27 protein-coding genes are annotated in these 26212 nt (G+C 67.1%); 3 read left to right on the forward strand and 24 right to left on the reverse strand.

Annotation, left to right across the window (positions count from 1 at the left end; all coding sequences use genetic code 11):
* Positions 1–18: 18 nt before the first annotated feature.
* The 16 genes from LVY72_RS23025 to LVY72_RS23100 all read right to left on the reverse strand — a co-directional run bounded on the left by LVY72_RS23025 (position 19) and on the right by LVY72_RS23100 (position 16822).
* On the reverse strand, positions 19–927 hold the full coding sequence (locus LVY72_RS23025; RefSeq protein ID WP_237827116.1) for an SDR family NAD(P)-dependent oxidoreductase: 909 nt from the start codon (positions 925–927) through the stop codon (positions 19–21).
* Positions 928–937: 10 nt separating this feature from the next.
* Positions 938–1372, reverse strand: a complete 435-nt coding sequence (locus tag LVY72_RS23030) for an ester cyclase (protein ID WP_237827118.1) — start codon at positions 1370–1372, stop codon at positions 938–940.
* Between the two features lie 15 nt (positions 1373–1387).
* The gene (locus tag LVY72_RS23035; protein ID WP_237827120.1) at positions 1388–1945 is read right to left on the reverse strand and encodes a flavin reductase family protein; all 558 of its coding nucleotides are present in this window, start codon (positions 1943–1945) and stop codon (positions 1388–1390) included.
* Positions 1946–1976: 31 nt separating this feature from the next.
* The gene (locus LVY72_RS23040) at positions 1977–2789 is read right to left on the reverse strand and encodes an SDR family NAD(P)-dependent oxidoreductase (RefSeq protein ID WP_237827122.1); all 813 of its coding nucleotides are present in this window, start codon (positions 2787–2789) and stop codon (positions 1977–1979) included.
* A 54-nt stretch (positions 2790–2843) separates the two neighbouring features.
* Positions 2844–4628 (reverse strand): sigma-54-dependent Fis family transcriptional regulator, encoded by a 1785-nt coding sequence (locus tag LVY72_RS23045; RefSeq protein WP_237827123.1) that lies wholly within the window; start codon positions 4626–4628, stop codon positions 2844–2846.
* Between the two features lie 156 nt (positions 4629–4784).
* The gene (locus LVY72_RS23050) at positions 4785–5879 is read right to left on the reverse strand and encodes an LLM class flavin-dependent oxidoreductase (RefSeq protein ID WP_237827125.1); all 1095 of its coding nucleotides are present in this window, start codon (positions 5877–5879) and stop codon (positions 4785–4787) included.
* A gap of 222 nt (positions 5880–6101) precedes the next feature.
* A complete protein-coding gene (locus LVY72_RS23055) occupies positions 6102–7550 on the reverse strand; it encodes an aldehyde dehydrogenase (RefSeq protein WP_237827127.1) in 1449 nt (482 codons plus the stop codon).
* Positions 7551–7597: 47 nt separating this feature from the next.
* Positions 7598–8731: an NAD(P)-dependent alcohol dehydrogenase gene (locus LVY72_RS23060; RefSeq protein WP_237827130.1), complete on the reverse strand. Its 1134-nt coding sequence runs from the start codon at positions 8729–8731 to the stop codon at positions 7598–7600.
* Positions 8728–9729 carry a branched-chain amino acid ABC transporter permease gene (locus LVY72_RS23065; protein WP_237827132.1) on the reverse strand — a complete coding sequence of 334 codons (1002 nt, stop codon included), beginning with the start codon at positions 9727–9729 and terminating at the stop codon, positions 8728–8730. Before LVY72_RS23065 ends, LVY72_RS23060 begins: the two co-directional genes overlap by 4 nt.
* Entirely contained in the window at positions 9729–9884 is a 156-nt protein-coding gene (locus LVY72_RS23070; RefSeq protein WP_237827134.1) for a hypothetical protein, read from the reverse strand. Before LVY72_RS23070 ends, LVY72_RS23065 begins: the two co-directional genes overlap by 1 nt.
* A gap of 5 nt (positions 9885–9889) precedes the next feature.
* Complete coding sequence (locus tag LVY72_RS23075; protein ID WP_237827136.1) at positions 9890–10795, reverse strand: branched-chain amino acid ABC transporter permease; 906 nt, start codon at positions 10793–10795, stop codon at positions 9890–9892.
* Entirely contained in the window at positions 10788–11591 is an 804-nt protein-coding gene (locus LVY72_RS23080; protein WP_237827137.1) for an ABC transporter ATP-binding protein, read from the reverse strand. The genes LVY72_RS23075 and LVY72_RS23080 overlap by 8 nt, the downstream gene beginning before the upstream one ends.
* Positions 11591–12415, reverse strand: a complete 825-nt coding sequence (locus LVY72_RS23085; protein ID WP_237827139.1) for an ABC transporter ATP-binding protein — start codon at positions 12413–12415, stop codon at positions 11591–11593. The genes LVY72_RS23080 and LVY72_RS23085 overlap by 1 nt, the downstream gene beginning before the upstream one ends.
* A gap of 33 nt (positions 12416–12448) precedes the next feature.
* Positions 12449–13747: an ABC transporter substrate-binding protein gene (locus tag LVY72_RS23090; RefSeq protein ID WP_237827141.1), complete on the reverse strand. Its 1299-nt coding sequence runs from the start codon at positions 13745–13747 to the stop codon at positions 12449–12451.
* Between the two features lie 2 nt (positions 13748–13749).
* Positions 13750–15492: a CocE/NonD family hydrolase gene (locus LVY72_RS23095; RefSeq protein ID WP_237827144.1), complete on the reverse strand. Its 1743-nt coding sequence runs from the start codon at positions 15490–15492 to the stop codon at positions 13750–13752.
* 352 nt (positions 15493–15844) lie between these two features.
* Entirely contained in the window at positions 15845–16822 is a 978-nt protein-coding gene (locus LVY72_RS23100; RefSeq protein ID WP_237827147.1) for an ABC transporter substrate-binding protein, read from the reverse strand.
* A 299-nt stretch (positions 16823–17121) separates the two neighbouring features.
* Here LVY72_RS23100 and LVY72_RS23105 point away from each other — a divergent pair, with 299 nt between their 5' ends.
* Positions 17122–17703, forward strand: coding sequence for a flavin reductase family protein (locus tag LVY72_RS23105; RefSeq protein WP_237827150.1), 582 nt, complete (start codon positions 17122–17124; stop codon positions 17701–17703).
* 106 nt (positions 17704–17809) lie between these two features.
* Here the strand turns inward: LVY72_RS23105 and LVY72_RS23110 are convergent, their stop codons facing one another.
* Positions 17810–18037: a PLD nuclease N-terminal domain-containing protein gene (locus tag LVY72_RS23110; protein WP_237827152.1), complete on the reverse strand. Its 228-nt coding sequence runs from the start codon at positions 18035–18037 to the stop codon at positions 17810–17812.
* A gap of 69 nt (positions 18038–18106) precedes the next feature.
* Between LVY72_RS23110 and LVY72_RS23115 the strand changes: the two genes are divergently transcribed.
* Entirely contained in the window at positions 18107–18436 is a 330-nt protein-coding gene (locus tag LVY72_RS23115; protein WP_237827154.1) for an antibiotic biosynthesis monooxygenase family protein, read from the forward strand.
* Between the two features lie 58 nt (positions 18437–18494).
* On the opposite strand, the gene LVY72_RS23120 is transcribed toward LVY72_RS23115, so the two are convergent.
* Positions 18495–19508 carry a PDR/VanB family oxidoreductase gene (locus LVY72_RS23120; RefSeq protein WP_237827156.1) on the reverse strand — a complete coding sequence of 338 codons (1014 nt, stop codon included), beginning with the start codon at positions 19506–19508 and terminating at the stop codon, positions 18495–18497.
* A gap of 15 nt (positions 19509–19523) precedes the next feature.
* Entirely contained in the window at positions 19524–20618 is a 1095-nt protein-coding gene (locus tag LVY72_RS23125; protein ID WP_237827158.1) for an aromatic ring-hydroxylating oxygenase subunit alpha, read from the reverse strand.
* Positions 20619–20754: 136 nt separating this feature from the next.
* On the opposite strand from LVY72_RS23125, the gene LVY72_RS23130 reads away from it, so the two are divergent.
* Positions 20755–21339 carry a PadR family transcriptional regulator gene (locus tag LVY72_RS23130; RefSeq protein ID WP_237827160.1) on the forward strand — a complete coding sequence of 195 codons (585 nt, stop codon included), beginning with the start codon at positions 20755–20757 and terminating at the stop codon, positions 21337–21339.
* A gap of 15 nt (positions 21340–21354) precedes the next feature.
* On the opposite strand, the gene LVY72_RS23135 is transcribed toward LVY72_RS23130, so the two are convergent.
* From LVY72_RS23135 to catA, 5 genes are all read right to left on the reverse strand, one after another.
* On the reverse strand, positions 21355–22077 hold the full coding sequence (locus LVY72_RS23135) for an NUDIX hydrolase (protein ID WP_237827163.1): 723 nt from the start codon (positions 22075–22077) through the stop codon (positions 21355–21357).
* 85 nt (positions 22078–22162) lie between these two features.
* Positions 22163–22723, reverse strand: a complete 561-nt coding sequence (locus LVY72_RS23140) for a potassium channel family protein (RefSeq protein ID WP_237827165.1) — start codon at positions 22721–22723, stop codon at positions 22163–22165.
* 100 nt (positions 22724–22823) lie between these two features.
* Positions 22824–24416 (reverse strand): 4-hydroxyphenylacetate 3-hydroxylase family protein, encoded by a 1593-nt coding sequence (locus tag LVY72_RS23145; RefSeq protein ID WP_237827167.1) that lies wholly within the window; start codon positions 24414–24416, stop codon positions 22824–22826.
* Positions 24417–24453: 37 nt separating this feature from the next.
* Positions 24454–25023 (reverse strand): flavin reductase family protein, encoded by a 570-nt coding sequence (locus LVY72_RS23150; RefSeq protein WP_237827169.1) that lies wholly within the window; start codon positions 25021–25023, stop codon positions 24454–24456.
* A gap of 13 nt (positions 25024–25036) precedes the next feature.
* Positions 25037–25885: a catechol 1,2-dioxygenase gene (gene catA / locus LVY72_RS23155; protein WP_237827171.1), complete on the reverse strand. Its 849-nt coding sequence runs from the start codon at positions 25883–25885 to the stop codon at positions 25037–25039.
* Positions 25886–26212: the final 327 nt, after the last annotated feature.

Below are 26212 nucleotides of genomic sequence, written 5' to 3' on the forward strand. Positions count from 1 at the left end.
ATCTTGCCGGGCCGGCGGTCAGCCCGCCGCGGCTGCGGTCCGGGCCGCCTCGGCCCGGTAGGCGGCGAAGGCCCGGGCCCGCTGTTCGGCTCCTTCGCGGTCGCTGTCCGGGTCCGCGAAGGCGTCCAGGATCGTGTCGAAATGGGCGCGCACGCCGTCCTTGGTCTCGGGGAACGGCAGGATGTACAGTTCCTCGTTCTCGACGGCCTGCTTGACATGCCCGGCCAGCACCACAGGGTCCATGCCACCGCTGTAGAGCCGTCGCTGCAGTTCGATGAAGGCCTCATCGGAGCGGAATCCGCTGTTGGCAGCCAGATGCGCCGGCCTGGTCTGCTGGGCATCGGCGATATTGGAGCGGATGCTGGCCGGGCACAGCACCGAGACGCCGATGCCGTACTTCGGCAGGGTGAGTGCGTAGCTTTCCATCAGGTTGATGACCGCAGCCTTGGTGGCCGAATAGATGGCCGCCGTCGGACTGCCTTCGAATCCGGCCATCGAGGCCGTGGTGACGATGTGCCCGTCGCGGCCGCTGTCGATCATGCGCGGCAGGAAGGTCTGGATGCCGTTGACCACACCGTGCAGGTTCACCCCGAAGATCCAGTCGAAATCCTCGTAGGTGGCCTTCTCCAGCGGGCCGAAACTGTTGACCCCGGCCGTGTTGAACAGCAGCTGCGGCGGCCCGCCAAAGACGGATTCCACCTCGTCGGCGGCCGCGGCGTAGGCCTGGCGGTCGGAGATGTCGAGCCGGATGGCGTGGGACTCGATGCCCTCCGCGCGCAGCTTCGCCAGGGCCTCGTCCAGCGCGTCCTGGCGGATGTCGGCGATCACGATCCGGCAGCCCGCCTGGCCGAAGACCTGTGCCTGGCCGAACCCTGCCCCCGAGGCGCCCCCGGTAATGAATGCGACTTTGTCCTTGAATGTCTCCATCTGTCTCCTCCTAGCGGCCCAGCGGGATAATGCCCAGATCGTGGAGCAGGCTCACCTTGTTCCAGGAGGCCCATTCCTCGGCAATCAGCCCGTCCTCGAAACGGCACATCACCATGCCCCGGGCGGTGACCGCACGGTAGGTCGGGCGCACGCCCAGGTATTCGCCCAGGTGCGTCCCGGTGGCCTCCCAGCGGTAGGCCACGCGGTCGCCCTGGCTGATGATGTCGAACTGCAGCCGGGCAAGATCGGGGAACCCCGTGTAGAGCCGGCGCAGGCCCTCGGCCAGGCGTTCCCGGTCGTAATCACCCTTGTCACCGTGGCGTACGAACCCGGCGGTGTAATACGTGTCCAGCGAAGCCAGAGCTCCGTCAAGGCCGCCGTGGTCCAGCGAGCGCAGCAAGTGCCCGCGGTTGGCCTCTTCGACTGTCTTCTGGTCGGTCGTCATCTAATCCAAACTCCTTCACTCATGGCCCGGCCGCTGCCGGACCGGCTCCAGCCTGGCGCCGTCGAAGAACCTACCGGCCTGGTAGACCAGCGGCGCTTGACCGGAGGAATCGGCGTCCACCACCTGGCCGATGAAAATGGTGTGCGAGTAGGCGGGGATCTTGTACTTGACCTCCAGTTCGAAGTGCCCGGCCACCCCGTCCAGCACCGGCACCCCGTGGGTGCCGGGCCGCCACGGCAGGGCCGCGAACTTGTCCCCGCCGGACTTGGCGAAGTTAGCGGCCACACCCGCCTGGTCGGCGGCGAGGATGTTGACGCCGATATGGTCCGCCTCGAACACCGCGGGGTAGGACCGGGAGGATTCGTTGACGCAGACGAGCACCAGCGGCGGGTCCAGCGAAATGCTGGAAAAGGCATTCACGGCCAGTCCGTAGGGCTTGCCGCCGGCGGCAGCGGTCACCACCGTCACTCCGGTCGGGTACTGGCGGTGCACGCCGCGCACCCTCTCGCCCAGTTCGGCGCTGCGCGGATCGGCGGCAGGCTGGGCCGGTGTTGCGGTTGTTGTCTCTGTCAAGGTTCTGTCCTCCGGGGATTCGCGCGGACGCTCAGGCGTCCTGCAGTGCCGGGAAGCCGGCCTGGATGCGGGCGTGGCGTTCGCTGACCTGGGCCAGCCATTCGGCGTGGGTGGGGGCGTAGAGTTTGTTGCCGCGGATGGCTTCGAGCACGATCCGTCCCACGTCCGCCGGCTGCAGGAAACGGAAGTTCTTGCCGTTGCCGGCGATATCGACGTCGTGCAGGCCGCTGGCGTCCGCGGCGGGACGGGTACGCAGGCTGTTCATGATGTTGGTGCGCACCGGGCCGGGGATCAGCGCCGTGGCACCGACCACCGAGCCGCGCAGGGCCAGTTCCTGGGCCAGCACTTCCGTCAGTCCCAGCACGCCGGCCTTGGCGGCCACGTAGGCAGCGAGGTTCGCCGGCGGGGCGATGACCGACATGGAGGATGTGTTCACGATCTGGCCCCAGTCCGGGTTCCGTTCCAAGACGGGCAGGAAGGCATGCACGCCGTGGACCACACCGTAGAGGTTCACCTCCAGCATCCAGCGCCAGTCCGCCAGGGTGAGTTTGTCCACCGGGGCCAGGGGACCGACGCCGGCGTTATTGCAGACCACATGCACCCTGCCGTACTCGGACACCGCCCGGTCGGCGAGCGCCTGGACGCTGTCGGCGTCGGTGACGTCGGTGCGCACGCCCAGGACTCCCAGTTCCGCGGCGGTGGCGGCCAGCGCCGCGTCGTCGATATCCGCGATGATGACGTTGGCTCCTTCGGCCAGGAACGCCTCGGCAATCCCCTTGCCGATCCCGGAGGCACCACCGGTGACGACGGCGACCGACCCGGCGAATTCCACAGTCCTGCTCATCAATGTCCTCTTCCCTGCTTGTTCCGTAGTTGTTCCTGCGCGCCTGGCCGTCGGTCAGTGCAGTTCGTAGCGCTTGAGCTTGCGGTAGATTGTCGCCCGGGAAATACCGAGCTTCTCGGCCGCGGCGTTGCGGTTCCCGCCGGCCTCCCGCAGCGCGACCATCAACGCTTGGCGCTCCAGCCGTTCCATTTCCCCCAGCACACGGCCGGCCTGGCCGCGCCCGTAGCGCGCCGGCAGATCCGTCAGCCTGATCTCATGCCCGGCGGCCCGGATCCGCGACGTGGCCAGCACTTGGCGCAGCTGGCGGATATTGCCCGGCCAGTCATTGGCGACCAGTGCCGCAAGTGTCTTGGGCGCGAAGGTGTGGGGTTTCCCGTCCGCTGCTTCGAACTCCGCCAGGATGCCCCGGCACAATGCGGAGAATTCGTCCGCACGGTCCCGCAGCGGCGGGACCGGAAGGACTACGGGAAAGCTTTCCCGGACGAAGACGGCCGGGCTGTCCTCGTCCACCTGCTCGGAGGTCGTTCCCACCAGCGGGCACCGGGCCCGGGCCACCAGGTCCGCCACCGTGGTCATAAGTTCCAGCGGGATCTCCTCGATGTGGCTCAGGAGGAGCGGTACCGCCGGGTTCCCCACGGCCGCCTGCAGCGACTTCAGCCAGGCCTGTTTGTCCAGCTGCGCCACCGCGCCGTCGAGCTCGGCCGCTGGAGCCCCGGGCCGGACCAAGGCCTCCGCGGCGGCGAACCGCTTGCCGGTACCACGTTCGCCGGAGAGCAGCACCGCCTGCTTCGATTCCAGCGCGCGCCGCAGTTGGTCGCGGAAGTCCGTGCCGATGGCCCCGCCGTCGCCCCAGGGCAGCTGCGCGAAGTCCGTGCCGGCGTCCTCCGCCTCGGGTTCGAGCGTGAGCACCGCGGCGAAGTCGCCGGGGGCCTGCTCCACCGGGGTGATCTGGATCGAAACGGCGTGGCCGGAGCTGAGCCGGCGGCGAACCGTGCTGGTGCGGGAGCGGACGCTGGCCTCCTCGGCCAGGCGCCGGAGCAGGTCCTCGTCCGCCTCCCCCACCAGCGACCGTGCCTTGGTATTGGCCACGTACAAGGACTTCGTGACCCCGATGACGGCACCGCGGAACCGCCGCTGCATGCGCAGGAAGAAATCAAAGAACACCCGTTCGCCGTCGGCCCGGCTGGCCAGAAGCTGGGCCTCGATCGAGCGGCCGATTTCGACCACCAGCGGCAGCACGGCGCCCGAACCGTGCTCCCGGCGGCAGTGCACCCCAAGCGTGCCGACATAGCGCTTCGTGTAGGGGTCGCGGATGTTCACTCCGGTGGTGGTCAGCACCTCGCTGTCCATCCGGAAGTGTTCGGTCCCGGAGATGATGAACGCCCGCTGTTCCTCATGGGCGCAGCCGATGCCGTTGGTACCGATCTGGTCCTCGGCAAAGCACAGGCCCGGCCGCAGCCGGACCTGCCGGAACTGCCGGCCTTGCGGATGGTCGCCCACGACGGCGGTGAGCAGCCGGCAGCCGCGGTCGGCCAGGAAACCCCAGGAGCTCAGGTCCGCGATCTGGTCCTCCAGCCGGTTCATGATCGGCTGGGCCACCTGGGCCAGCCGGCTCTTGGGAACGAACTCCTCGTCCGCCGGGAAGACCGTGGACCACGGATCCACGCGTGCGAGCATCGAGCGCTTCCAGGACAGCAGCACATCGCTGCGCAGCTGTGGATAGTCCTCGGCCCTGATCTGCAGCGGATCCTTGGCCAGGATCTCAAGCTTCAGTTCCCGCACCCGGTCCCATTCGGCCGCCGTCGCGGGGACGTGCGGACCGGCGGACTGGAGGGTCATGAGCCCGCCACCCATCGCTGAGAAGCCATTCCGATCGCTTTCCTTCCTGCTGTGGTTCATCCCGCCGGCCGGCGGGCGGGCTGTCCGGCCGGCGGGCGGGCTGTCCGGCCGGCAGCCGGCCCCTCCGGCGTCGTGCGCAGCTGCCGGGCGGCGCTCCTAGACGGCCGCGAAGCTGACCTTGCGGCCGTTGAGGCTGCGTGCCTTGGGCAGCACCTCGCGGGCGAAGAGCTCGAGGCTGGCACGTGCCTGGTCGTACGGCATGCCGCCGAAGCACGGGGCCACGATGATTTCGAAATCCCCCAGGACGTCGCGGATCTCCTCGATCTGGCCCAGGATGCGCTCCGGGTTGCCCCACAGCGCCGTCTCCGCGTACTTGTCCGCCGCCCCCTGCAGGCCCGCCTCCTGGATGCGCTTGGCGTTGTCCGCGTAGCGCTCGTAGCCCTTGGTGGTGGCGAAGTGCTCGCCGGCCATCTCGTAGTGGTCCACGTTCGAGTGGAAGAAGCGGGAGATGTACTCGAAGTGGCGTTCCTGGGCCAGTGCGTCATCCTCGTGGCAGTACATGTTCACGTTCAGGCAGATGGGCGGGGCGACCTCGCCGTGCCGCTGTTCGAACTTCTCCCGGTAGGTGTTGAAATTGCCCATGAGATCCGGCACCGGGCGGACGATGAAGGACATCAGGCGGGCGCGCAGGTCCACCGCCGAGGTGATGGAGTCCGGCGAGCCGGCGACACAGTAGCGGCGGTCCAGGAAGGAACCGCGCGGGCCCGGACGCAGCTCCGCACGGGGCTGCGGGTAGAACGGGCCGCTGCCTTCGATGACGCCGGTCTCGACCGCTTCGAAGATCATCTGGCTGGCCTCGTCGAAGCGCTCGCGGGTTTCTTCGAGCGGAATGCGGAAGGGCACGTATTCCTGGCGGGAGAGGCCCCGGCCCACGCCCAGCAGCAGCCTGCCGCGGGAGATGGTGTCCAGCATCAGGGCCTTTTCGGCCACCCGCAGCGGGTCGTTCCAAGGGACGATCACGGCGCCGGTGCCGAGCTTGATCTGCTTGGTCTGGCCGGCGACGTTGGCCAGGAGCAGCAAATTGTCCGGGCACATGGAGTAGTCGCTGAAGTGGTGCTCGACGGCCCAGACGCTGTCATAACCCAGCGCCTCGGCACGGACGGCAAGGTCGATTTCACCGTGGTACATTTCCTCGTCGGTGAGGCTTTCATCCAGCTTGCCAAAGCCCAGGTTGATTCCGATGTCCAACATTTGTTCGTTCCCTTCGGTGGGTAATCCGGATGTAATTCAGATCACTAACTGGTAGGTCTGGACCCACGTTATCGAGGCTTTAAGGGGCCGGAAGTCTCACTTTGAGACTTCCCTTTCCTGCCGTATTTCCCCGGCTATTTCCCCGGTCCCACGGGAAAAACCGCACGCAGGCCCGGACTCCGCTAGGCAAAGCGGTGCCCGGGGCCGGTGGGAGCGGTCGGCTCAAGCGCCCGTTCCGGTGTCGAACCGGTAGATCGTGTCGGTGCGCAGGAACGCTTCGATCGCTTCGGGTCCGTTCTCGCGCCCCGTGCCGCTGGCTTTGACGCCGCCCCAGGGCGCGGACAGATCAGGCAGGTATCCGTTAATGCCAAAGGAGCCGGCCTCGATCCGGCCGGCAATTTCCATCCCCCGTTCCGCATCGCCCGTCCACACCGAACCGCCGAGGCCGTAGACGGAGTCATTGGCGATGTGGATGGCGTGCTCCTGGTCCCGGGCCGGGATGATGCAGACCACGGGGCCGAAGATCTCCTCCTGGGCAATCGGCCAACTGTTGTCGACGTCGGCGAAGACGGTGGGGGCCACGTAGAAGCCGTGGCCGGGCACCTGCCCGTCCACCCCGCCGGCAACCACCCTGGCTCCACTGGACAGACCCTGCTCGATGAAGCCGGTGACGCGCTCCCGCTGCCGGGCCGAAACGAGCGGGCCCATTGTGGTATCCGGGTGGAACGGGGATCCGACCACCTGTTCCTTGGCATAGCGGGCAAAGCCCTCCACGACCTGCTCGTAGACACCGGGGGTGGCGATGACCCGGGTCTGGGCAAAGCAGGTCTGTCCCGAGTTCATGAAGGACAGCGGCGGCAGGTTGGCCAGCGTGTGGGCCAGGTCGGCGTCATCGAGCACAATGGCCGCCGACTTGCCGCCGAGTTCGAGGCTGGCCGCCCCGAGCCGCTCCCCCACCTGGCTGGCGATGAGGCGGCCCACCGCCGTCGAACCGGTGAAGGCCACCTTGTCGACGTGCGGGTGCCGGACCAAGGCGCCGGCAAAGTCGGGACCGCCGACCGCGACGTTCACGACGCCCGCAGGCACGCCGGCCTCGGCCAGGATCGAGCCGAGCAGCGAGCCGCTGAACGCGTTCTCCTCCGCGGGCTTCACCACCACCGTGCAGCCGGCCGCCAGCGCCGGGCCGAGTTTGGTGGCCAACAGCATCATCGGGAAATTCCACGGCACAATCGCCGCGACCACGCCGACCGGGTTTCGGCGCACGATGGCACTGCCTTCGAACGCGAACGGTGCGCGGGACTGCACCGCCTCAAAGCCCCGGGCGATTCCGGCATAGTAGCGGAGCAGCCCCACCGGGCCCGCGGCGTTGTGGAACGCGGACTGGGACAGCGGCATACCCATTTCACGCGTGACGAGCCCGGCCATTTCGTCACCGCGGGCCTCCCAGGCACCGGCGATGGCCTCGAGTACCTCGGCCCGTTCGGCACCGCTGGTGCGCGACCAGGCGCCCAAGGCCCGACGGGCCGCACCCACCACGGTGTCGGCGTCTTCGGCGCCGGCCATCGCCGCGTGGCCGATGGTCTCCCCGGTGGCCGGGTCGGTCAGAGCCCGCATCCGCGTTGCGGCGGTGTCCCGCCAGGTCCCTCCCACGTACATCTGGGTTCGTTCCATCTGCGCTCTCCTCACGGCATTCTCGTTGGCGGTGTGGTGCGGCCGGCTCAGAAGACCACGATCCCCTTGACCGTGGTCCCTGCCAGGCTGTCGTCGACGGCACGCTGGATGTCCTCGAAGGGATACGTCCGGACAAAGCGGTCAAAGGCGAACTTTCCGGCCCCGTGCAGCGCGATGAGCGTGGGGATGAAGTCCTGCGGCACGGCGTCGCCCTCGACAATGCCCACGACGCGCCGTCCGAATCCCAGCACGCTGTGGTCGAGCACGATTTCCGATCCCGGACGGCCGAGGCCGATCAGCCCGGCGGTGCCGCCGACGTCGAGCACCTCGACGGCGTTACGTGCCGCATGCGGGTTGCCGCTGGTTTCCACCGAGTAGTCGGCGCCTCCGCCGGTGGCTTCGATGATCTGCGCCCGGGCGTCCTCGCCACGGGCATCGACCACATGGCTGGCGCCCAGTTCAAGCGCCAGGTCGAGCCGGCCGGGATTCACGTCGACGACCACGATGGTCGAGCAGCCGCTGGCCACGGCGGCCAGCAGGGCGCTCAGTCCCACTCCCCCTGCCCCGAAGATGGCCATGGAACTGCCGGCGCGCACCTGCAGGCTGTTGATCACGCCGCCGGCACCGGTCTGGACGCCGCAGCCCAGCGGCCCGAGCAGACGCAACAGATCGTCGGGGGTGTCGTCGGGGAGCCGGACGATGTTCCGGGGTACAGCCAGCGCGTACTCGGCGAACGAGGACTGTCCGAAAAAGTGGCCGCCGATTTCGCGGCCGTCCGCCCCACGGATGCTGCGGCTGCCGTCGGCGCGGGTTCCGAGCATGTTCAGCGGCACGAATTGGCGGCAGTGTGCCGGGCTGCCGGCGTGGCACTTATCGCAGGCGCCGCAGGAGGCGAAGGACAGGACCACCTTGTCCCCCGGGGCCAGCCCGGTCACGCCCGGGCCGACGGACTCCACGATGCCCGCCCCTTCGTGGCCGAGTACTTGCGGGGACTGCACGCCGTTGCGCACGCTCAAGTCCGTATGGCACACCCCCGTGGCCACGAGCCTGACCAGGACCTCGCCGGCGCGTGGCTGCTCGAGCGCGACTTCCTCGATCTCGAACGCCCCGCCCGCTTCATTGACGACGGCGGCCCGCATGCGGATCATCTGCACCTCTTTGTGGTTGTTCCTGACTGTCATTTCCGGTCCGCTGCGGCCCGGGTCCAACGGCCGCGCGGCGCGCGGCGGAAGAGCGAACCGGCCTTCCGTCCGCCGGCCTGGAGCAAATGCGCCAGGCCGCGCGGTTCGAACACCATCACCAGCACCAGCGCCAGCCCGTAGATGATCAGGCCGACTTGTCCCACCGGGATGCCGAACTGCCCGGATTGGCTGAAGTCCTCCTGCAGGAAGGGGATGTACTCGGCGTACTGCGTGGCCAGGATCGGGATGGAGCTGATCACCGTGGCGCCCAGCACCGGGCCCCAGGTGCTGCCCAGGCCGCCGACGACGACAATGATCAGCAGTTCCAGCCCCATGTTGATGCCGAACTGCTCGGCCTGCACGTAGCGCAGTTGGGCCATCAGCAGCCCGCCGGCCAGGCCTCCGAACGCCCCAGCCAGGATGAAGGCCATGACCTTCGCCCGCCCGGTATTGATGCCGGCGATCTGGGCGGCCGTCTCTGCCTCGCGGATGGCCACCAGGGAGCGGCCGAAGCGTGTCCGGCGCATGTTCACGACGGCGACCATGCCGGCCGCCACGCACAGCCAGATCACGATGAACAGACCCTGCTCGTAGCTGTAGCGCATCCCGCCGATGGTCAGCTCGCCGAAGTCGACGAAACCCAGCGACAGACTCGGAGCGGCCGAGATGCCGCTGTTCCCACCGGTCAGCGCCGGCGTATTGACGAAGATGAAATTGCCGACGAAGATCAGGCCCAGGCTCAGCACGATCTGGAAGACGCCTTTGAGCCGCAGCGTCAGCGGGGCGGCCACGGCGGCGGCGATCCCGCCGGCGAGGAAGGTCGCGGGCAGCCACACGAGCAGCGGCAGGTGGGCCAGACTGCCCAGCCCGACTCCGGCGAAGGCGCCAATGCCGACGAAGACGCTCTGCGCCAGGGAAATCTGTCCCGCGTAGCCGGACAGCACGTTGAGTCCGATGGCGGCAACGGCATAGATGCCGATGGTTCCGGCAAGCGACATCAGGAACGGGCTGCGATGAGGATCAGCGCCAGGGCGGTCCCGAGCACAATCCGGTCCCGGGTGGACCGGGTCAGCCGGGACTCGTCCCGGGGCCGCGGTGCCGGCTTCCGAACCGGCCGGTGTTCTGCGGTGGTGGCAACTTCGGTAAGGGCCATCGGTCTCACGCCTTCCTGGTCTGAAGTGTCTTGGCGAAGCCGCCCGGCTTGACCACCAGCAGCAGGATCATCACGACCCAGGGCAGCATCGTGGGGAAACCTTGGCCGAGGCTGTCGGGCGCGTACCCGGACGCGTAGGTCTGGACCAGTCCGAGCGCCAGGCCGCCGTAGATGCAACCGGGCAGCGAGGACAGGCCGCCGAGGATGAGTGCAGGCAGCGCGCTGAAGGCGATCTGGTCCAGGTTCGGTACCAGTCCGCCGCCGATCTCGGTGGCCAGCATCATGCCGGCCAGCACCGATGCGGCACCGCACATCGCCCACGCCGTCGCGGAGATGACGCGCGGGTTGATGCCCTGGGCTCGGGCCGCCTCGGGATCACTGGCAGCGGCCCGCATGCCGACGCCGACCTTGGTGTGCTGGATGATGACGTAAAAGACAGCCAGTAGCGCCAGGCTCAGCAGGACGGCCCAGATGTCGCGTACCGCGATGGCCACGCCGCCGAAGCGGACCACGCTGAGTCCCCAGGGATCCTCGATCAGGTAGTTCAGCGGGCCCCAGACACTGACCACCATCGCCTGCGCAATCGAGATCAGGCCCAGGCTCACCAGCAGCACCGAGAGGTGCTCGATCGACTTGTGGCCCTTGCCCGCCAGCCGGGAGAAGAGGAACCGCTCGCCCAGCATGCCCAGCGCCGTGCAGGCTGCGGCGGCCAGCACCACGGAGAGGATGAAGTCCAGCTGCCAGAGCACATGGAACTGGTAGGTAAGGTAGGCGCCCAGGAGCACGATGGCACCCGGAAACATGTTGAAGTGGCCGGTGGCTTTAAGCAGCACGGCGAAGCCGATGGCCACCAGGGCGTAGAGGATGCCCAGGGACAGTCCGGAGGCCGTGAGCTGGATGAAGTTATTCACTGGTCGCCTCTTCCATTGACAGCAGGGCGGGTGTTTGGGATCCGTCGACCGTCCCGAGATAGGCGGCGATGACGCGTTCGTTGCGCTGGATCTGATCCGGTGTCCCCAGCCCGATGGTTTCGCCGAAGTCCAGCGCCAGGATGCGGTCGGCGATCCGCATGACCATGGCCACATCGTGCTCGATCATGACGATGGTCAGCCCGAGCCGTTGCTTCAGCTCAAGCACGAAGTCAACGAACGCCTCCGTTTCCTCGTGGTTCATGCCCGCGACAGGTTCGTCGAGCAGCAGCAACTGCGGCCCGGAGGCAACCGCCTTGGCGATCTCCACGCGTTTGCGGATGCCGTAGGGCAGTGTTTCCACCACGAGGTCGCGGTATTCACGCAGGCCCATCAGCTCCATGAGTTCGTCCGCCCGGGCCCGGGCGCGCCGTTCGGAGCTGAAGGTGGCAGGCCAGCGGAACGCGGCCGATAGCGCGCCGCCGCGGATCTGCAGGTGGCTGCCGACCAGTATGTTTTCGGCCACGGTCATCGACCCGAACAATCCGAGGTTCTGGAACGTCCGGGCGATGCCCAGGTCGGCGATCTCATGTGGTTTGCGGCCGATGAGTTCGGTACCGTCGACTTTGATGGACCCGGCCGGGCGCACCAGCCCGCTGAGGCAGTTGAACAGGGACGTCTTCCCGGCGCCGTTGGGGCCCAGGATGGCGAAGAACTCGTCCTTCTCAACCGTGAAGGTGACGTCCCGCAGCGCCACGACTCCGCCAAACTCCAGTCGGAGGGATTCCACATGCAGCATCAGCGCAGAGCTCCGTTCTCCGCCCCGCGTGGGGCGGTGGGGGCTGCGACGCCCAGATAGAGGTCGCGCAGCGTGTCGTCGGCGAGCAGGGCGGCCGCGCTGCCGTGGTGCTCCACCCGCCGGCTGTCCAGGACGTAGGCATAGTTGGCCACGGACAGAGCCGCGGTGACGTTCTGTTCGATCAGCAGGACGCTGCACCCGCCGGCGTTGATATCGCGGACGATCTCCATGATCTGCTTGACGATCAGCGGGGCCAGCCCCAGCGAGGGCTCGTCCAGGAGCAGCAGCCGGGGCCCCTGCATCAGGGCCCGCCCGACGGCGAGCATTTGCTGCTCGCCGCCGGACAGCAGCCCTGCCGCCAGGTCCCGCTTCCGGCCAAGCACCGGAAACAGTTCCATGACCTGCTCCAGGGCCTTCGCGGTGCCGGCGCGCGACGTCGTATACCCGCCGGCCTTGAGATTGTCGACCACGCTCAGGTCACCGAAAATGCGGCGGCCTTCAAGTGAAATCGAGATGCCCTGGCGCACCCTGGACCAGGAACTGGACGAAGAAATGTCCGCGGAACGGTACCGGATCGAGCCTGCGCGGATGGCACCTCCGTGCAGCCCGAGCAGTCCGGAGATCGCCCGCAGCAGGGTCGTCTTGCCGGCACCGTTGACTCCCAGCAGGGCCACGATCTCGCCCTCGTGCACGGTCAGACTCACGCTCTCCAGCGCGGAGATCGAGCCTGAGCTGTAGGTGACCGAGAGATCCTGAACCGACAGCAGCGCTGGCGCCTGCAAGCGGTCGGCGTTCTGCCGCGCGGACATGGTCTCGCCGTTCATGGTTACTCCTTGTGGTGTGTTGCCGGGAGGGCGTCAGCTGTCGGAGACGGAGTCGTTGTACTCCGCGGCCACCGTTGAGTCATACCCGTACTTCTTCAGCTTCAGCCCGGTCGGGGAGCCGGAGTCCACGGTGAAGATCGACATCGTGCTGCCCGACTTGCGCTCGGTCAGGCTCGTCCCGTAGTTGAAGGCACCCCCGGCCAGGCCCAGGTCGTCCACGGTACCGAGGGAGGCTGCCACCTCGAGCAGGTGCTCACGGGACAGATCGCCGTCGGCGATGGCCTTCTTGAGCACCGCCGTCGTGGTCATGGCCGCCATGTATCCGGTCTGGTAGCTGTTGGCCATCGGCTTGGCGTTAGGATCGACGGCCTTGATGTCCTCTTCCATCTGCTTCTGGCCCGGAGCCGAGTCGTCGCCCCACTCGGTACCGGTGACGACGAAGCGCACGTTCTTCTTGATGTAGTCGGCTGCGGCGCCGGTGGCCAGGCTGGCGTTGTAGGCCGTGTTCCCGGCAATCCAGTCGGCGTCGAAGTTCAGCTGCACGGCACGCACTGCGGCGTTTTGGACGACGGCACCGACGCCGCCCAGATCGACAACCTCGCAGCCGGCGTTCTTCAGCTTCGAGATCTGCGGGGTGAAGTCCTGCAGCGCGCTGGGATAGCGCACCGTCACGCCGGTCTTCAGGCCGAGCTTCTTGGTGGCGAAGTCGAAGCCGTGCACGACTTCCGAGCCAAAATCGCTGTCTTCGGCGAGGGAGCAGTAGGTGGCATCCTTGAAGCCCTCGTCATTTGCCATGTAATCGATCGCCGCGGTGTGGTAGGTGGCGTAGAAGGCGCCGAAAGGCACCAGGTTCGGATCCGAGATCAGGCTCTGGTCCGAGGAGGCCGGGACGGCCAGGACCTTGTCCGTCTTCATCTGCGGCAGCAGCGCCTTGGTGATGGCGGTGCCGAGCACGTTGGTGAACATCAGCACATTGTTCTTCAGCGAACTGTACAGCGGGACGGCCACCGAGGGGTTGTATTCGGTATCGACGTTCTTCACCTTGACGGTGAAGCCTTCCAGCGGACCGCCGGGCTGGGTGGCGCGGTGGAAGTAGGCCTCGGAGCCGGTGATGTTGGTGGCCGCAGGCGCCCAGATACCTGAGGTGGGGACCATGGAGCCGACCGTGATGGTCTTGGTGTCGGCGTCGAACCCGGGGACACTGACCAGGGTCTTGGCACCACCCTTGCTGTCGGTATCGCTGCCGCTGCTGGATACGGCGGTGCCGGCACAGCCGGACAGCAGCAGGGCGGCGGTGGCCGCAAGCGCCAGGGTGCGTCGTGGTGCGCGCATATTTACTTCTCCTTCGAAGGAATGACGGGCAGGTGGATGTAGCTGGGATGTGCGGCGCTGCAGAAAATCTGCTGCTCCGCGGTGGTGAAGTCTTCGGCGGTCACGTCGCCGGCCGGCTTGCCGCTGCCGGAGTTGCGGTCGTAGCACGGGAAATTGGAACTGGCGATGTCGACGCGGAGCCGGTGGCCCTTCTTGAAGACCTGGCTGGTCGCGGCGAGATCGATGGTGTATTCGTAGACCTGGCCCGGCTCCACCGGTGCGGGTTCGTCCATGCCGTGGCGGTAGCGGGCGCGGACGATCCCGTCTGCCACGCCCAGGGCCCGGCCGTCGGGCCAGACGTCGATGAGCTTGGCGGTGAAGTCCGTATCTCGCGCCGACGTCGCGGCATGCAGCGTGACGCGCAGCGGCCCGGTGACTTCCATGTCCTGCTCCAGGACCGGGCCGGTGAACCGCAGGATGTCGGTGCGGGCGTCCAGCCCGCGTTGGTCCCGGGGCCCGGGCATATAGCCGGCACCGCCGTCCGGACCGCCTTGGATCAGGGTGCCGCCGCCCACGGTGGGCACCGGGTGGTGCGGATCGTGCGTGAAGCCGAGCCAGCGGTCGTCGTCGTCAGCCCCGGGGGCGGGTTCCTGCGGCGACAGGCCGCCGCCGGGCTGCAGGTACCACTTCTGCCAGTCGGTGCGCGCCAGCGGCCATTCATTCTCCACACGCCAGACATTGGCCCCCATGACGAAGATCTGCACCGTCGGCAGCGTGGTCGGCGTGCCGTCGACGCTTTCGCGCAGGAACCGCAGCTGCTGCTCTTCCAGCCGGACGGCCAGGGCCGAGCCGGCGCCGAAGAACAGCTCCCCGGCCGCCCCGGTATAGTCCGCATGCGTCCAGGGCCCGATGATCAAGTGCTGGTTGGCGCGGGCCTCGGCGCTCTCGGCACCCTGCGAGATCGTGGTGAAGTTGTCCAGGGTGCCGCGGAGGAAGAGGTCGAACCAGCCGCCCACGTGCAGCGCCGGCACCTCGGTCCGCGTCCTGCGGTCCGCGTAGCTGATCCGCTTCCAGTAATCCGGCTCGGTTTCCTGCTCCAGCCACTTGGTCCAGCTCGGCAGGACGTCGCTGATGGCGCTCAGCGCGGTCAGCGGCAGGGTGCGGTAGCTGGACTCCATGTCCCGGGTCATGGCGAAAAAGGCGCCCAGCTGGCTGCCAACGTCCTCGCCGCGGGTGGCACGCTCGCCCAGCGTCTGCGCGGTCTTGAGCGTGTGCCAGCCCAGTGCCTGGCCAAGCTGGAGCGCGCCCTGGTTGAAGACCAGTCCGTCGCGGTAGTGGTGGGTGGCCACGATCGGCACGATGGCGGCCAGCCCCTTCGGGCGGTGGCCGCTGACGGCCAGCTGGGACATGCCCAGGTAGGACGGGCCGAACATGCATACCTGTCCGTTGGACCAGGGCTGGCCGAGCAGCCACTCAATGGTGTCCAGGCCGTCCTGGGTTTCGTTTTCGAAGGCCCAGAGCTCACCTTCGGACCGTGCCGTGCCCCGGCAGTTCTGTACGACGACGGCGAAGCCCGCCTCGAGCGCCGGTGCGACCGGCAGCGTCCGGCTCATCTGCTCGTTGTACGGGGTGCGCACCAGCAGGACCGGCCGCGGCTCCCCGCTGGACCTCCGGTACACCGTGGCGGCCAGCACCACGCCGTCGCGCATCGGCACGCCGGCGGACTCGCTGGAAGTGCTGGTCAAGGTTTCGATTGTCTCGGTCATGGCGCCGTGTGTGCCTGCCTTTCATCACCGGTGATCGTGCCGCCTCCGCGGCCCGTGTGAGCCGTCTCACACAAGCTACTGGAGCATCCGAGGCGATCCCGTCTCATTTTGAGACCCCTTCCGCGGCCCGGTCCGGGCATGCGGATGCCAGTCCCCGCACAGGCAGCGGGACGGGGACAGGGTGGATTCCGTTGGAAAATTTTATTATTGGTGCTGCAACGCATTGCGGTTCAGGCCCGCGCCGCCGGCCTTACCCGGCCGGCGCGGGCCTGCGGCTGCAGCCCAGGCGCCCAGCCGTGCAGCAGCGACACTCCCCCGCCTGCCGCTGCTGCACAGATACCCGCCCGGGAACCTATTGCGGCAGCAGCGCCTCCATGTCCGGAACCTGCTCGATCAGCCCGTTCTTCAGCGAAATGTCCGCCACCTGCTGGATCGACTCCGCATTGACCTCCTGGGCGAACTTGGGCAGGGTCAACTGCTTGATCACCGCCGGGTCCAGCTGCGTGTACTCGGGCAGGATGGCGCGGACCTTGTCCGGGTTCTCCTGGGCGAACTGCTGGGATTTCTTCATGGCCCTGATGAAGGCCTGGGTTGCCTCCGGCTTCTGCCGGGCAATCTGGTCCGAGGTGAAATACACCGCCACGGTCAGGTCGTCCACCGGATGGGCATAGTTGGAGAAGACCGGCACGGCACCGTCGCCCTTGGCGATGGTCACAAACGGTTCCACTGCCGCGATCGCGTCCACGTTGCCCTTCTGCAGGGCGGCGCGCATGTCCGGGAACGGCATTTCCACGAACTCCAGCTTCTTTGCGTCCCCGCCGGCCTCGGCCACCGCCTCGCGGATGGTGGAGTCCGAAATGTTGTTCAGCGTGTTGACGGCGATCTTCCTGCCGGCCAGGTCCTGGATTTCCTTGATGTCGCTGCCCGGCTTGACCAGCACGGCGGCAAAGTCCGCGTCCTGGTCGCCCGTCGAGGAGGAACCGCTGGCCACCATCTTCAGCGGCAGTCCCTTGGAGCGGGCGATGACCAGCGAGGTGACATTGCTGAAGCCGAAGTCCATCTGGCCGGTGGTGATGGCCGGGACAATCGCGGCGCCGCCCTGCGCCTGGGTGAGCTCGACGTCGAGTCCTTCCTCCCGGAAGATGCCCTCCTTCACGCCGAGGTAGATCGGAGCGACGTCCACGATCGGGATGACACCGACGTTGATGTGGGTTAGTCCGGGACTGCCTTCGGCCGCCGGCGCGGATGCACCGCTGGAGGGACTGCCGCCGCCGCAGGCGGACAGGGCCAGGACGGCGGCGACGGCCAGGGCTGCTCTGATGTTCTTCACGTATTTGCTCCAGATTGAGAATCCACCGGCAGAGGAAGTGATGCCGGCCACACACACTATCTATGTATATAGTGTGTGGTCAAGGGATTCGGCCGGAGCCCCGCGCGATCACTCCTCGGTGAAGGTGTGGGCCAGCACCCAGGGGGTGGCTGACGGTTTCGCAGATAGTCAGGAAGATCCGCAGCAGGTCCAGCCCCGCGGCCAGCCTCCGGATGCGCGGTGATGTGGGAGTGAAGTAGGGCCGGCAGCGGCAAATATGGTCAGATAAGACTATGCGGGCCGATTTCTCCCCCAAGGATATGAGCTCCCTGGACTTCTACAAGCTGCTGACCTCGGTCATCATCCCCCGGCCGATCGCCTGGGTGTCCAGCACCAGTGCGGACGGCACCGACAATCTGGCACCACATTCCTTCTTCACGGTGGCCTCGACCAAACCGCCGATCGTCCAGTTCACGCCGACGGCACGCAAGGACACGCTGAACAACGTCGAGGCCACCGGCGAGTTCGTGGTGAATTTCGCGGCCGAGGAACTGTTCTCGAAGGTCAACGACACCGGCACCAATTTTCCGCCCGAGATGTCCGAGTTCGACGCCGCGGGCCTGACCCGGGAGCCGAGCCTCGCCGTGCGTCCCCCGCGCGTCGCCGAATCCCCGGTGGCCCTCGAGTGCAGGCTCCACGAGGTCATCCCGGTAGGCAATTCGTTCCTGGTCCTCGGGGAAGTGGTGCATGCCGCCGTCCGCACGGATATGCTTTCCGGCAGCCATCCGGAGTCCCGCCGGCTCAAGCCGCTGGCGCGGCTGGGGCGCAATGAGTGGAGCACGCTGGGCGAGATCCTCGAGATCGCCCGCATCCCCTACAGCGAGTGGGAGCAGCGCCCCTAACCCGCACCCCTCTCCGATCGACTTGCCACCTAACGACCTTTCCAGCCGCGAAAAGGTCGTGACCCGTCAAGCCGATGGGCGGGGCGGTCGATGGGAGGATCGGGGGTTATTTTTTGCGGCCGAAGACGAAGTAGGCGATCGGGCCGACGTAGTTCACAAAGCAGGCCGCCGCCCAGGCGCCCTTGGACCCGTTGATTTGCTCCGCCGGGCGTTTGCGCAGGTCCATCAGGGCTGCCGTCAGCAGCGCCAACTGGCCGGCCGCGAAGACCAGAAGGGACACCTTCTGCCGTCCGTTAAGTTCGCGCCAGGACTTCTTCCTGCGTCGCATCTTCATCGCATTCCTCCTGCCGTAACGTTGTCATCTGCGCCCAGTGTAATCCGCGCCACGGCGCATAATGGGCCCATGAGCATCATTAAAATCAACGCGATCACTGTTCCCGCGGATTCCGGCGACGAACTCGCCAAGCGCTTCGCCGCCCGTGCCGGCGCCGTGGACAACCAGGACGGCTTCGAGGGCTTCGAACTGCTCCAGCCCACCGACGAGCGCACCACCTGGCTGGTGGTGACCCGCTGGCGCGACGAGGAATCCTTCCAGGCCTGGTCCACTTCCCGCGCCTTCGCCCAGGGCCATGCGCAGGAATCCGGCGAGGCTCCGGCCCAGAAGCCCGTGGGCCTTTCCTCCGAGCTGTGGAGCTACAAAGTGGCCGGCGGCAGCGCCGGAAACACCAAGTAACCAGGAAACGGGGTAGGGCGCTCCCGCGCCCCACCCCGGACCTGTGACCGGCGGACGGTCAGGACACCTCGATGGTGACCACCGCCGGCCCGCGGGACGGCTCGGCATCGGACCGGGAACCGGTTGCCGAGGTGACCGCCCGCGAGACGCAGCAGCACATCTTTTCGGTGGCCTTCTGCTGGCGCTCGCTGTAGAACACGTCGCGGTGGTCGATGCCGCCGTCGAGCTGCAGAATGCGCACCTCGCACAGGCCGCACTCACCCTTGCGGCAGTCGAACATCATGTCCACGCCCGCGTCTTCCAGGGCCTCCAGCATGGATCGGCCCTGCCCCACCTTGGCCTCCACGCCCAGCCGCGGGATCCGGACCAGGAACTCCTCCGGGTCGTACCAGCCGGAGTTGCCGAAGGTTTCGTAGCGCAGGTTGGGCAGGTTCAGCTCCCGCTCCAGCCACGAACGCCGGACTGCGTCCATCAGCCGGATCGGCCCGCACATATACAGCTCGGTGTCCAGATCCAGGCCGGCCACCAGGGCGTCCACGTCCAGGATGCCGGACTCTTCGTCCGCATGGACGCGCAGCCTCTCCCCGTGCTCGGCCTGCAGCTCGGCCAGGTAAGCCATCGCACTCCGGCTCCTGCCGGCATAGACCAACTGGTAGTCGGCCTTGACGTTCCTCAGCACCCGGGCCATGTTCATGATCGCGGTGATGCCGATGCCGCCGGCCAGCAGCACGTAGCGTTCCGCCCCGACGCGCAGCGGGAAGTTCTGCAGCGGCTGGGTGATCCGGAGGGTGTCCCCCGGCTGCAGGGTGTGCATGTAGACGGACCCGCCCCGGGAGGCCGGCGCCTTGAACACGCTGATCACCAGGCGTTCGCCGCCGTCGTCGGCCTCGACCACCGAATAGGAGCGCTTCGCCGCCTCGCCGTCGATCTGCACATAGAGGTCGATGTGCGAGCCGGCGTCGGCGCGCTTCGGTTTTTCCGGTGCCAGTTCGATCCGCCGGATGTCCGGAGCCACGTCCCGGACCGCCACGACGACGGCGGACTGCCAGACCTCGCTGTTGGTTGCTGCCATGGTGTTTCCGCCGCCCTACAGTGCCGCCGCCAGGCGGCCCTCGGCCACCAGCATCCGTTCGATCAGCCGGCGCACCCACATGCCGCCGGCGTCGATGTTCAGGCTGTAGAACTCGTAGTCCGGGTTGGCATCGATGGCCTCCTGCTGGGCCTTGAGCATCTCCTCGTCCTCGCCGAAGACGCCGTGGACGCCGTTGCGCAGCTGCGTGGTGATCAGCTGGCTTTCCAGCCGGTAGTTGCGCATGAAGGCCCAGAAGTAGTGGCAGGTCTTGTCCGTTTCCGGGCTGATGGTATTCATCACGTAGCCGTTGACACCCTGGCTGCGGTCCCCTTCGGGGGCGCCGGTGCCGGCCTTGGCCACGCCGACGTCGATGCAGATGGTCGAGGGAGCCTCGAACCGGATGATCTGCCAGCGGTCCACCTTGCCCTCGAAGCCGGGGAACTTGTCCCGCATGTTCTTGAGCCAGAACGGCGGGGCGTCGATGTTGTGCATCCAGCGGGACACGGTAACGGTACGGTCATCGTGGGTGACCTCGAAGTCGGACTCGCTCAGCTCATCCTGGCCGATGCTGGAGGAGTGCACGAATTCCTCGTGGGTGAGGTCCATCAGGTTGTCCAACACCAGCTGGTAGTTGCAGGGCGCGTAGATGGTCTCGCCGTCGCCGGCCCATTCCTCGGAGGCCATCTGGTGCATGTCCGGGACCAGGTCCGGGTCCGCCTGGGCAGGATCACCCAGCCAGACCCAGACGAAGCGGTGCCGTTCCACCACCGGGAAGGAGGGCACCGTGGCGCTCGGGTTGATGGTCTCCTGTGCCGGCATCGAGGTGCAGCGGCCGGCCGAGTTGTACCGGATGCCGTGGTAAGGGCACTGGATCTCGTCCTTGCCTACCACCTTGCCCAGGGACAGCGGGGCGAGGCGGTGCCAGCAGGCGTCCGCCAGCGCCACGGCCTTGCCGTCCTCGGTGCGGTAGAGGGCCAGCGGACGGTCGGCGATCCGGCGGGCCATCGGCTTGCGCGTGACCTCGTGATCCCACGCGGCAACGTACCAGGCGTTCAGCGGATGGGCGAGGGTCTTATTGGTGGTGGTATTGCGGGTCTGGACTTCTGTCACAGCCATTCCTTCCCGGATGCAGGTGCTCGAAACCTCTCCAACTAACTATCTACATAGTTAGTATGCTGCGTCACAGACTATCTCCCGATATAGTGATTGGCAATACATCCGCCGCCCCGATTTCCGAAAGCCACGCATGAGCCTCCGCACCGCGCTGCTGGCGCTGCTGACGGTCGAGCCGATGACCGGCTATGACCTCTACAAGCATTTCGAATCCTCCGTGGGCTACGTCTGGCACGCCCCGGATTCGCAGATCTATCCGGAACTGCGCAAGATGGAAAAGGATGGACTGCTCCAAGGCCGCGAGGTGCCGTGGGGACAGCGCGGCCGCAAGACCGAGTACCACGTCACCGAGGCAGGGATCGCCGCGTTCCGGGACTGGATGAACGGCACCTTGGATTACAGCCGCGAGCGCGATCCGATGCACCTGAAGGCGGCCTACTTCGAATGGGCCGAGCCGGAGGCGGCCCGCCGGCAACTGCATGCCCATGAGGAGCACTACCGGGAGCGCAAGGCCCAATGGGAAGGGAAGATCCGCGAGATCGACACCGGCACCAGTGACATCCTGAACCGGCGCCTGGCCACCCTGCCGGAGAACGAACACCGTGCGGCCGCCGCATTCAAGCGGTACACCTACCAGGGGCTGGTGGCACGGGCCGAACAGGAGATCGAATGGGCCCGGCAGGGGCTGGCCCTGGTGGACGAACTGTACGGGAAATAACGGCCCGAGGCCCCGCTACCCGGCCAGCGGGACGTTGCGTTCGTAAACCCAGGGCAGGCGTGTCATGACCAGCCGGTTCCGGCCCGACGACGGCGTCCGGCCCGGTTCGTAGTCGGCGTCGCCCGACCAGGCGATGATCCGGGCCCCCTCCGAATCGTCCAGGAGCCGGCTCTGGTAGGTAGCCGGCGGCCGGCGGTGCGCCTCGGCCAGCGCCGCCTGCACGGACTCGGCCTGGAGCAGCCCGTGCAGCGTCACCCAGGTGGGCGGCACCAGCTGCACCTGTCCCTCGCCGTGCCGGCGCAGCGCTTCCCGGGGCGTAAGCCACGCGTGGGCCACGTGCTCGCCGGGATTCAGGGTAACGGGACCTTCGGGTGCCCGGCCGAGGAAGAACCAGGTATGGAAGCGCCGGGGCGCCTCGGCCGGCGGGATCCAGCAGGACAGTTCGGCCAGCCCGCCGGCGTCCAGCACCAGGCCGGTCTCCTCCCGGGTCTCCCGCACGCCCGCGCGGCGGGCCGCCCGCCGGCTGCGCGCCCGCGCGCCGTCGTCAACCTCGACGGCGGGGGCCGCGCCTTCGGTGCCTTCGGTTCCGTAATCCTGCGGATCTACCTTTCCGCCCGGAAATACCCAGGCGCCCGCGAAGGACCCGGTGTTCCGCGGCCGTTCCAGCAGCAGCACCTGGGGCCCGTCCGGGGCGTCACGCAGCAGGACCACCGTGGCGGCAGCGTCCATCCGGGGCATCGGTTCCTCCGTCGTTGAGGCAGGTAGTTGCTCCGTCGACCGTACCGCGGACCGCTCGCCCGGCGCATCCGCACCGGGTCCGGGGCTACGGCCCACCGCTCAGGTCCCGGCGGGCCACCGAGAATGCGGCCTTGGCCACCACCACGATGACCACAAGGTCCAGGAGCATCTGCATCGTCACGATGGCACGGGCCAGTTGGCTGACGGCGGCGATGTCCCCGAAACCCACCGTGGCAAAGGTGGCCGTGGTGAAATACAGGGCATCGAGCCTGTTCAGCGGCTCGTTGAAGGCGCCCGGATCCGTGTTGGACAGGGTCAGGTACGCGATGGAAAACAGCACCAGGAAGACACATACCCCCACGGTCACGGCTTCCGCGGCGGTAGCCTCGGGCACCGCCGAACGCAGGATCCTGTGCACCTGGAGCAGCAGCACCAGGATAAAGACGACCAGTCCCCCGAGCAGCCTGAGCCAGACCCCCTGGGCAATTCCCCAGTCACGGCCCTCGGCCGGCACCAGTAGGTAGACAATCACCAGCCCGATCAGGACGGTGATGATATGAACTGCGGAGCGCCGGATGGTCCGGCGGCGTGCGGCCCTGTCCAGGCTGGCGAACCTCTGCGGCGTTGAATGCACCCGGCTGTTCATGATGGCCCTACATCCATAGCTGCATCATAGGCCCTGCACCCCGCCAAATATTGGCCGGCAGATGCGGAGCGGATGCCGGCGCTTCCGGCCGGCATCCACCCTATTTTCGGTTGAGGAAGACGCTGACGTCGTCGTTGTTGATCAGGTCCGGAACGGTCCAGCCGTCGAGGTCGTATTCGGCCATGCAGGTTTCGGCGAACCCTTTCATCATGTCCGTAGTGCCCTGGGCCTGGGCGGCGAAGAGGATTTCGGCCTTGACGTTCTCGTGGTTGCCCGAATAGTTGCGTTCGTAGAGTTCATGCCGGCCGCCGAACTCGGTCCCGACCGAGTCCCAGAGCAGCTTCATCAGCTTCACCCGGTCCACCGCGGCGATGCCCTCGGAGCCGCGGATGTACTTGTCCAGGTAGGGGCGGATCTCAGGAACCTTGAAGTCCAGCGCGCTGGAGTTGAGGTAGATCAGGCCTGAAGAGACGTCCTGGTCGATGATTTCCTTGATCCGTGGGTAGCCGGTGGCCATGAACATCCGGTAGGCCAGCCCATAGTCCAGTTTCGGCAGCACGGTGCCGTTGGGACCGGGGTCGGGATTGGCCGCCATCGCGTCGGCCAGCGCGTAGAACATGTTCCGCCAGCCGATGACCTCCCCGGTCCTGGCCTGGACGCCGCGGAAGTCCTTGGTCCCGGTGATCTCCAGGGCCTTCAGGAGCAGCCCGGCGATGAAGTCGATTTTCACCGCCAGGCGGATGACGCCTTGGAAGGTGAACCGGTTGATGAAGCCGGTCTGCGGGAAGAAGTTGTTGATCTTATCGATATCCCCGTAGCAGAAGATGTTCTCCCAGGGGATGAGCACCTGGTCGAAGACGAACACCGAGTCGTTCTCGTCCAGCCGGGACGAGAGCGGGTAGTCGAACGGGGTGCCCATCACCGCGGCCTGGTAGCTGTAGGACGCGCGGGAAATCAGCTTCACCCCCGGCGCGTCCATCGGCACGGTGCAGATCAGCGCGAATTCCCTGCGCTTGATCGGCAGCCCGTAGTGCGCGATGAAGTTGTAGTTGGTGATCGCGGACCCGGTGGCCACGACCTTGGCACCCGAGACTATGACACCGTTGTCCGTCTCCTTCTCCACCTTCATGAACACGTCCCCGACCTCGTCAGGCGGCAGATTGCGGTCCACCGGCGGGTTGATGATCGCGTGGTTCCAGTACAGGACCTTCTCCTGGGACTCGCGGTACCAGCGCAGCGCGTTCTCGCTATACGGTTCGTAGAACTCCGGCATCCCGCCCAGGGTGCCCAGGAAGGCCGCCTTGTAGTCCGGGGAGCGGCCCAGCCAGCCGTAGGTCATCCGCGCCCACGTTTCGATGGCCACCCGGTCCGACCTCAGGTCCTCGACGCTGCGGGCGGCCTTGAAGAACGGGTGGGTCAGCCCGCCGGACCCGGTGTCCGTGGGCACCAGCAGCTTGTCCTGCAGGTCCGGATTGTGCAGGCCGTCGTACAGCCGCGCGACCATCCGAATGGGGTTGCGGAACGCCGGATGCGTGGTGACATCCTTGACCCGCTCGCCGTAGATCCACACCTCGCGGTCGTCTTTGAGGGAATTAATGTACTCGTCCCCGGTCATCGGCTTCAGCGGGTTGGCCGGGGTGGTGCGGGCACTCATGTCGGGAACTTCGGTCTTGTTATCGACGGCGTCAGTCATTGATCCTGTCCTTTCACGAAACGGCGGAGCCGGCACGCTAGGCGCGGCTGAGGGGCTTGAAGGCGCCGGCACCGGAGAACCAGCCCAGTTCGAGCGAGTCGCCACCGTGGTGCCAGTGGCTGGCGCCGGCCAGCGGTCCGAGCTGGCGGAACTTGCCGCCGAAGAACAGCAGCGGATCCCGGTCGGTGATCTCCAGGGTGGTGACTTCGCCGATCACGATCACGTGGTCGCCGCCGTCGTAGATATTCCACGGCTTGCATTCGAGCGTGGCCGAATTCTTCAACAGCACCGGCACATCGCCCTCAAGCCGCCATTCGGGCTCCGCGGGAAGCGGCTTGCCGGCGAAGTGCCAGGCGACGTCCAGTTGGTCCTGGGACAGGATGTTGATCGCGAACGGCGCCCCGGCCAGGTAGTGGGCGGCCTTGGAGCTGCGGGTCAGCGTCACCTGGGCCAGCGGCGGATCCAGGGACACGGCCGTGAACGCATTGACCGTGGCACCGTGCGGCACGCCCTCCGGGGAACGGCAGGTGACCACCGTGACCCCGGTGGCGAACCGGCCAAAGGTGTTGCGCAGCTCGCGCGGGTCAATGGCCGCCGGATTGCTCATGGCCGGCTTCCCGCTACTGGACCGGGTCGAGGGCGAAGTTGTAGGTGACTTCCTTGCCACCGCCGTCCGCGCGCGGCGTGGGGTCCAGGATCAGTTCGGGCTTCACGGCCGAGGCGATGTCATCGTTGATGTGGTTGTCACCCTTGAAGTACAGCTGGCTGGTGAGCAGCTCGTGCCCGGGGGCGGAGACCTTCAGGTGCAGGTGCGCCGGGCGCCAGGCATGCCAGCCCGCGGCAGCGATCAGCTGCCCGCAGGCGCCGTCGGTGGGGATCTGGTACGGCGCCGGCTGGATCGTGTTGATCTGGTAGAAGCCGTCCGCGTCGGCAATCACGGTCCCGCGCAGGTTCCACTCCGGCAGCCCGGGCGCGTACTGGGAGTAGAAGCCCAGGTCGTCCGCGTGCCAGATCTCCACATGTGCCCCGGCCAGCGGTTCGCCGTCCACGTTGGTGACCCGGCCCTGGAACAGCAGCGGGGTGCCGGCCTCGTCCTCCCGCATCGGCAGCGTCGCCGGGGACTGCAGCTGCGGCGCGTCGGGCACATAGTAGGGTCCCTCGATCGAGCCCTTGGAACCGTGCCGGTGCTCGTTGGCCACCTGCTCCACCGAATGCTCCACCCAGACATCGAGGAACAGCGGCCATTCGCCGTCCTCGCCGACCTTGATCAGCCAGGCCTTGAGGGCGTTGTACTCGTCATAGGTGACCTTCTCCCCCAGCACCGTGTCGTTCACCGCCTTGACCAGCCGGGAGGCCAGCTGATTAACCCGCTCCTGGCTGGTAGTGGCGCCGACCTGCTTGTGCTCGCGGAACCGCTCGGTGGCCCGGCTTCCGGAGGCAGCGGCGGTGGCTTCGGTTTCCTGCGTCATTGGATTCTCCCGGTGATGGCAGCCCGGCTATCCGGCTGGACCGCCGGACATCCGGGATCTGGATTGTAGTTGTGCCGGGCGCGGCTTCACCGCAGGCCCGTGCGTTTCCATGCGACGTGGTTCATCCGGGTGGTGTGATTCGGCCCACACCCCCTCAGCTCCACCCTAGAGTGGGAAATGGAAGGGAGCAAACATCCCTTAACGACGGCGGCGGCACCCGTACATGCCGGAGTGCCGCCGCCGTCGGAAAACCGCCCCGTGGACCGGTCGCCGAGTGGTTACTGGACCGGATCGAGGGCGAAGTTGTAGGTGACCTCCCGGCCGGCT

The sequence above is a fragment of the Arthrobacter hankyongi genome (assembly GCF_022012395.1).
Lineage (GTDB): Bacteria > Actinomycetota > Actinomycetes > Actinomycetales > Micrococcaceae > Crystallibacter > Crystallibacter hankyongi.